General features: G+C 42.3%; 16 protein-coding genes. All 16 read left to right on the forward strand.

Going from position 1 to position 6196, the window contains the following annotated elements; all coding sequences use genetic code 11:
• Nucleotides 1-234 (forward strand): hypothetical protein (locus tag Q7J27_15095; protein ID MDO9530465.1); only part of this gene is annotated, 234 nt, incomplete at its 5' end.
• 57 nt (nt 235-291) lie between these two features.
• Nucleotides 292-522: a hypothetical protein gene (locus Q7J27_15100; GenBank protein ID MDO9530466.1), complete on the forward strand. Its 231-nt coding sequence runs from the start codon at nt 292-294 to the stop codon at nt 520-522.
• Nucleotides 522-866, forward strand: coding sequence for a type II toxin-antitoxin system PemK/MazF family toxin (locus Q7J27_15105; GenBank protein MDO9530467.1), 345 nt, complete (start codon nt 522-524; stop codon nt 864-866). The genes Q7J27_15100 and Q7J27_15105 overlap by 1 nt, the downstream gene beginning before the upstream one ends.
• A 60-nt stretch (nt 867-926) precedes the next feature.
• The gene (locus tag Q7J27_15110; GenBank protein MDO9530468.1) at nt 927-1133 is read left to right on the forward strand and encodes a type II toxin-antitoxin system HicB family antitoxin; all 207 of its coding nucleotides are present in this window, start codon (nt 927-929) and stop codon (nt 1131-1133) included.
• Nucleotides 1133-1291, forward strand: coding sequence for a type II toxin-antitoxin system HicA family toxin (locus Q7J27_15115; protein MDO9530469.1), 159 nt, complete (start codon nt 1133-1135; stop codon nt 1289-1291). Before Q7J27_15110 ends, Q7J27_15115 begins: the two co-directional genes overlap by 1 nt.
• Nucleotides 1292-1415: 124 nt before the next feature.
• Nucleotides 1416-1652 (forward strand): hypothetical protein, encoded by a 237-nt coding sequence (locus Q7J27_15120; GenBank protein ID MDO9530470.1) that lies wholly within the window; start codon nt 1416-1418, stop codon nt 1650-1652.
• The gene (locus tag Q7J27_15125) at nt 1642-2076 is read left to right on the forward strand and encodes a hypothetical protein (GenBank protein ID MDO9530471.1); all 435 of its coding nucleotides are present in this window, start codon (nt 1642-1644) and stop codon (nt 2074-2076) included. Before Q7J27_15120 ends, Q7J27_15125 begins: the two co-directional genes overlap by 11 nt.
• Nucleotides 2077-2151: 75 nt before the next feature.
• Nucleotides 2152-2382, forward strand: coding sequence for an AbrB/MazE/SpoVT family DNA-binding domain-containing protein (locus Q7J27_15130; GenBank protein ID MDO9530472.1), 231 nt, complete (start codon nt 2152-2154; stop codon nt 2380-2382).
• Nucleotides 2379-2804 (forward strand): type II toxin-antitoxin system VapC family toxin, encoded by a 426-nt coding sequence (locus Q7J27_15135; protein MDO9530473.1) that lies wholly within the window; start codon nt 2379-2381, stop codon nt 2802-2804. Before Q7J27_15130 ends, Q7J27_15135 begins: the two co-directional genes overlap by 4 nt.
• Before the next feature lie 180 nt (nt 2805-2984).
• Nucleotides 2985-3179, forward strand: coding sequence for a type II toxin-antitoxin system HicB family antitoxin (locus tag Q7J27_15140; protein ID MDO9530474.1), 195 nt, complete (start codon nt 2985-2987; stop codon nt 3177-3179).
• 94 nt (nt 3180-3273) lie between these two features.
• Complete coding sequence (gene vapB / locus Q7J27_15145; protein MDO9530475.1) at nt 3274-3510, forward strand: type II toxin-antitoxin system VapB family antitoxin; 237 nt, start codon at nt 3274-3276, stop codon at nt 3508-3510.
• Nucleotides 3507-3908, forward strand: a complete 402-nt coding sequence (locus Q7J27_15150; GenBank protein MDO9530476.1) for a type II toxin-antitoxin system VapC family toxin — start codon at nt 3507-3509, stop codon at nt 3906-3908. The genes vapB and Q7J27_15150 overlap by 4 nt, the downstream gene beginning before the upstream one ends.
• A 552-nt stretch (nt 3909-4460) precedes the next feature.
• Nucleotides 4461-4859: a nucleotidyltransferase domain-containing protein gene (locus Q7J27_15155; GenBank protein ID MDO9530477.1), complete on the forward strand. Its 399-nt coding sequence runs from the start codon at nt 4461-4463 to the stop codon at nt 4857-4859.
• On the forward strand, nt 4846-5094 hold the full coding sequence (locus tag Q7J27_15160) for a DUF86 domain-containing protein (protein ID MDO9530478.1): 249 nt from the start codon (nt 4846-4848) through the stop codon (nt 5092-5094). Before Q7J27_15155 ends, Q7J27_15160 begins: the two co-directional genes overlap by 14 nt.
• A gap of 19 nt (nt 5095-5113) precedes the next feature.
• The gene (locus Q7J27_15165) at nt 5114-5365 is read left to right on the forward strand and encodes a DUF86 domain-containing protein (GenBank protein ID MDO9530479.1); all 252 of its coding nucleotides are present in this window, start codon (nt 5114-5116) and stop codon (nt 5363-5365) included.
• 74 nt (nt 5366-5439) lie between these two features.
• Nucleotides 5440-5679, forward strand: a complete 240-nt coding sequence (locus Q7J27_15170; protein MDO9530480.1) for a type II toxin-antitoxin system HicB family antitoxin — start codon at nt 5440-5442, stop codon at nt 5677-5679.
• The last annotated feature ends 517 nt before the right edge of the window (nt 5680-6196 follow it).

Here is a 6196-nt window from a genome sequence, read left to right on the forward strand (position 1 = left end):
TTGTCATTGCGAGCGACACGCGGCGCAAGCGCCTGCGCTGCGCGAGCGAAGCAATCTCGCAACATATTGACAATTCATAAGATTGCCGCGTCGCTAAAGCTCCTCGCAATGACCAGAATTACAGTTTTGCAAAGCTCTCATACGCTCCTGAACCTCCCCTATTCCCTCGCCGGGAAGATATATGATTACATTGAATGGCTAATAGAAGAGAAACAGATCAAATTCTTTACTTGACGCGACCATTTAGGCGATGTATTGTCTTATTAAAAGTAAGACATAAGGGGTGCTCGTATGAGAACCAAGAAAAAGATGAGTGTAACCATAGATGCGGAGATATTTGAGGCCATTGAGAAGGCCGCGGAAACCTGCAACATGGCGAAGAGCCAGTTAGCCCAGGAAGCCTTCAGGCTATGGTTCAAAAAAAAGACCGAAGAATCGATGGCCGCAGGATATGTTGAAATGGCCAGGGAAGACAGGGAATTTGCTGATACAGCCCTTGATGCCCAAAGGGAGATTTTATAGTGAAGGGTTTTCCTGCGCGCGGCGAGGTGTGGCTTGTGAACTGGAATCCTGCCAGGGGAAGCGAACAGGCAGGCAAAAGACCCGCGCTTGTTATCCAGAACGACATTGGCAATGAAAAAGCTTCCACCACTATCGCGGCAGCTATTTCAGTTTCCGTTAAAATCTATCCTATGAACGTCAAAATTGATCCTCCGGAAGGAGGATTAGAGCGTCCCTCCATCGTAAAAACAGGCCAGATACTTACCGTATCCAAAGAGAGGCTGGAAAAAAGACTTGGCCGGATCAGCGCAAAAAAGATGGAAGAAGTCAATCGCGCCATGAAATTAAGCTTAGATATTTCATGATCCATAAAACACCCAAATCCACCAGACAAACCAAACACACCAAATAAAGGAGGTGTGAAAGTGATTTACAGAGTAATCATCGAAAAAGGTGAAGATTTTGGTTATATAGCGCATTGTCCAGCTATTCCCGGTTGCCATTCTCAAGGGAAAATCATGGAAGAAGCAATTGAAAACATTAAAGATGCCATAAGGGGTTGTCTTTCAGTTTTAGATAAGGATTTGATTTCTGAGAAAAAGGAACTGGCTTCCACTGAGGTAGCGGTGTAATGGCAAAATTGCCTGTAATCTCCGGCAAGGACGCTGTAAAAGCTTTTGAGAAAGACGGCTGGGAAGTAAAAAGAAGAGCAAAAAGCAGACATATCATTATGAAGAAAGAAGGAATGGCAACTACTTTATCTATAGGGAATAGGGGGGCAGTATACTAAATTCTTTTTTATCTTGTGCTCCGGACAGTTCTTTTCCGCAGAAATTAGTATACTCTACCCCTATTCCCCGGTAAACTACTGGGCGTAGCTCGACGCCGGCTTGACATAAAAGGAGGATGATCTAATGAATACATCGAAAGGTGAACAATATGTGATCAATGAAAAAGGTAATGCCACTGCTGTTATTCTTCCCATAGAAAGCTATAAGAAGATCCTTGCCATTCTTCAAGAAGTTGAAGGCCGTAAGGAAACGAAAATTCTTTCTCAGTCAGTTGAATTTAAAAAATTGGCCAAAAAGGGACTAGAGGACATCAAGTTAGATAGAATCAAACCATGGAAGGAAGCTTGGGATGAATTATAAAGTTTATTTGACCGAAACCTTCCAGAAGTCCATGAAAATACTGAAAAAGAAATATCGTAGGGTCAAGGATGACATTGCAGGTACCATCCAGGCGATAGAAGAAGATCCAACCATCGGGGACCCGATCCCTGGCTGGAACGAAGAGATTTGGAAAGCAAGAACTGCGAGTTCCGATGTTAAGAAGGGAACTCGCGGTGGCTTTCGATCAATTTACCTCTGGAAATCAGGAGAAATCACTGTTTATATGTTGGCAGATATTTTAAGGGGGATAAGCGGGATATTTCTAAGAAGGAAATCGAAGCAATACTCAAGAAGCTTAATCAGGAATTGGCCTAAGCTACTTCGGGGACATGACCCAAACAAACCCCACAAAAATCAAACCCATATCCCTTACCCCCGCATTTCCAGTAGCGCCTTTGCGTGAGCCAAGGTTAAACCTTGACAGTTGGGGGCAGATGTATTACAAAAATAGACAAATTCGTAATACTGGAGAATTGACATGCCTATAGTAACATCGACAATAAAGGGCCAGATTGTTATTCCCGCAGAGATTCGGGCAAAGTTTAAGATCAAGAAGGGCACGCAAGTCAACGTCTATGACGATGGAAATAGAATCATCGTGGAGCCCATCGCAGACGACCCGATCGAAGAAGGGCGGGGTATGCTGAAGACAAGAGGAAAGATTTTGAGAGCCCTCGTAGAGGACAGGAAGAAAGAAGCGGAACTGTGAAGAAATATGTAATGGACAGTTTTGCGATGATCGCCTTTTTCGAAGATGAACCCGGGGCTGACAGGGTAGCGTTGATTTTGAAGTCACTAATGGATCGAAGGGCTAAGGCATACATGTCAGTGATCAACTGGGGTGAGATTTACTACAATACCATGAGAGAGCAAGGAGTTGAAACTGCAGAGAAGGTGATTGGACAACTCAAACAATATCCTATTGAATTAGTAGATGCTGACCAAAAGTTGACTTACGAAGCAGCCAATTTGAAAGGTAGATACAAGATAGCTTATGCCGACTGTTTTGCTGCGGCCCTTTCACATAGACTAAATGCAGTAATAGTTACCGGTGACCCTGAATTTAAGAAGCTCGGCGTCAAATATTCGATTCAATGGCTTGACACCAAACAGACCAAACACACCAAATAAAGGAGGTGTGAGCTTTGCATAATACCAATATTGTCATTGCGAGCGACACGCGGCGCAAGCGCCTGCGCTGCGCGAGCGAAGCAATCTCATAACATATTGATAATTCATAAGATTGCCACGTCGCTAAAGCTCCTCGCAATGACCAGAATTGCAGTTTTGCAAAGCTCTCGAGGTGTGAAAGTGATTTACAGAGTAATCATCGAAAAAGGTGAAGATTTTGGTTATATAGCGCATTGTCCGGCTATTCCCGGTTGCCATTCTCAAGGGAAAACCATGGAAGAAGCAATTGAAAATATTAAAGCGTTTCGAAAGGCGGGTTTCACTGACGCGCCCAGAAGAGGTAAAGGCAGCCAGGATCGGGGCGCGAATATTTAATAATTAAGATGTGACCTTCTTTCCTGAAATTGACACTTGACAAACAAACCCATTAATATATACTGAAAATATATATTAATGGTGGAGGGTAACAATGAAAACAGCAAAATTGTTTAAGAACGGGCAAAGCCAGGCCGTCAGATTGCCAAAGGAATTCAGAATGACAGGTGACGAAGTGTATATCAAAAAACAAGGCGATGCGATTATCTTATTACCTAAAGAAAAGTCATGGGATACTCTTTTTGACAGTCTGAAACATTTCGCAAAAGATTTTAAAATCGAGCGAAATCAACCCGCAGAAAATCAAAAACGAGAGCCAATGTTCAAATGAAATACCTCCTGGACACAAATATTTGCATATACATCATAAATGAAAAGCCAGAAAAGGTATTGAGAAAATTTGAACAATATCCCGTTTCTGAATTTGGGATTTCTTCAATAACACACGCAGAGTTGCAATATGGAGTTGAGAAAAGTAAAAATAAAAATATAAATCAAGATGCCCTTGATGAGTTCCTGCTGCCGCTAACGATTCTTCCTTTTCATGGCAAAAGATTGGTTACATGCTATGGGGAAATAAGGGCATTGCTGGAATCCAAAGGTAAAACAATTGGCCCGCTTGATACGCTAATCGCTGCCCATGCTTTGGATCTGAAGTTAACGATTATTTCAAACAACATCAAAGAATTTTCGAGAATTCCAAACCTCAAATGTGAAAATTGGACATAAAATAGGGGGACAGTAGGAAGCCGGAATCCTAAAACCCTTCAGCCTTCAGCCTGTATTTAACCTTGACTATAATACAGCTATCGCACATAAATGGCTTGACTTTGTCACAACCCCAGTTTCGTTTTCAGGGAGCCACATTTGTTTTACAGAAAGAGAACTTTGCATAATCGACATCCAGGTCATTGCCAGGAACGAAGTGACGAAGCAATCTCTTTTTTGTTATCAATGACTTGAGAGCTTTGCAAAACTGCAATTCTGGTCATTGCGAGGAGCTTTAGCGACGCGGCAATCTTATGAATTAAGACCTTTGAATTTTGCCGGAAATAGCTTAAATTGTCATTCCCGTGAAAACGGGAATCCAGTATTCTCAATTAGTTATAGATTCCCGCTTTCGCGGGAATGACAGAAAGAGGGCATTTTTCAAAGCTCTCGAATTATCAATATGTTGCGAGATTGCTTCGCTCGCGCAGCGCAGGCGCTTGCGCCGCGTGTCGCTCGCAATGACAATATTGGCATTATGCAAAGCTCTCAAATACACCAGACACAGACCAAATGAATCAGAAAAATAAATTTGCAGATATCTTCAAAAATTATCCTGATATTCAGGCTGTGTATATGTTCGGCTCATCTGCATCCGGGAAAGAACATAACGAAAGCGACATAGATTTGGCAATAGTCCCTCGAAGTGAGAAAGTGCGTGATAAAAAATTATCCATTCTCAGCGACTTAGCTCGGAGCGACCTGGATAATGTGGATATCGTCTTCCTCGATACCGATGATATCGTTACGAAATACGAAGCGGTTCGTCAAAACAGGATCATCTACCTTACTGAAGACTTTGATCGAGGAACAATGTATTCAAAAACGGTGAGGCAATATCTGGATTTTGAACCATACTTAAAAGTGCAGCGCCGTGCTCAAAAAAGGAGAATTTTAAATGGTAAGGCCTGAGGTCATTCGAAAACGGCTTAATAAGCTGGATGAGTACCTGCAGATTTTGAGAGGACTGCAAAAGTATAGCTATGAAGATTTCATTCGAAATGCCGAGCATTACGGAAGTGCCGAGCGCTTCCTTCACCTGTCTATCGAAGCACTGATCGATATGGGCAATCATGTAATCGCAGAGCTCGAACTCGGAATAGTGAAGCTCCCCGCCCACAGGGCGGGGCTTCCCGGTAAGGAATAATTTAATTATATTGCGCCCCTTGACCCCGCCTACAAGGCGGGGCTTGCGGGGTGCGCTCCCGGTCAATTCCTACGGTGATGTTCCCGCCATATTGGCAGAAACCAACCATATCGATGATGATTTAAAGAACAAGTGGATCAGGATGATTGGTTTTCGCAATATCCTGATTCATGACTATCTGGAAATAGATCGTAAAATCGTGCACGACATTTTACAAAATTACCTGGCTGATATAGAGGCAATAAAACGAACCTTTGCGATCTTCCTTTAACATAAGGACATTGTTAGACAAACAGTGTTGGCAGCTAAACACCCCAAATGAACCAGAAAGTGAGGTAATGATATATGTTGCGAAATTATACAGCGAAGTACACAAAAATTGCTTCTGGCTATATGGGGCAACTGATAGAGTGGCCGGAAGTAGTTACAGAAGGTAAAGACATAGAAGAATGTCGAATGATGTTAAGAGATGCATTAAATGAAATGGTTATTGCTTACCAACAACAAAAAAAGGAAATACCATTGGGCGATAGTTTAATCGAACAAGTTCCTGTAGAGGTAGGCAATGTCAGTCAAGCGGTCTGATCTCATCAAATACCTCGAGAAAAACGGATTCTATCTCCTGCGTGAAGGCGGCAATCATTCAATATTGATGGACTCGTGAAAAGTCATAAACGGTGCTCTTTGTCATCCTGAACTTGTTTCAGGATCTCACTTGTTTCAGCATCTCATCATTTCAATGAGTTAGAGACCCTGAATGATCCTGAAACAAGTTCAGGACATGATTTTGAGTGACACAAAAAGACTTTTTACGAAACCATCAATATTAAAGCTTTGCATACTTGCGTTCTTCGTCATTGCGAGGCGTCCCGAACGATGTGAGGGAACAGCCGCGGCAATCTTATGAATTGTCAATATGTTAAGAAACGCATAAAATCATAGACATTTCGGAGTAAAAAAGATAGATAAATGGAGACCTTTGAATTTTGCCGGAAATAGCCTAAATTGTCATTCCCGTGAAAACGGGAATCCAGTATTCTCAATTAGTTATAGATTCCCGCTTTCGCGGGAATGACAGAAAGAGGGCATTTTTCAAAGCTCT

It is taken from the genome of Syntrophales bacterium (assembly GCA_030655775.1).
Taxonomy (GTDB): Bacteria; Desulfobacterota; Syntrophia; order Syntrophales; family JADFWA01; genus JAUSPI01.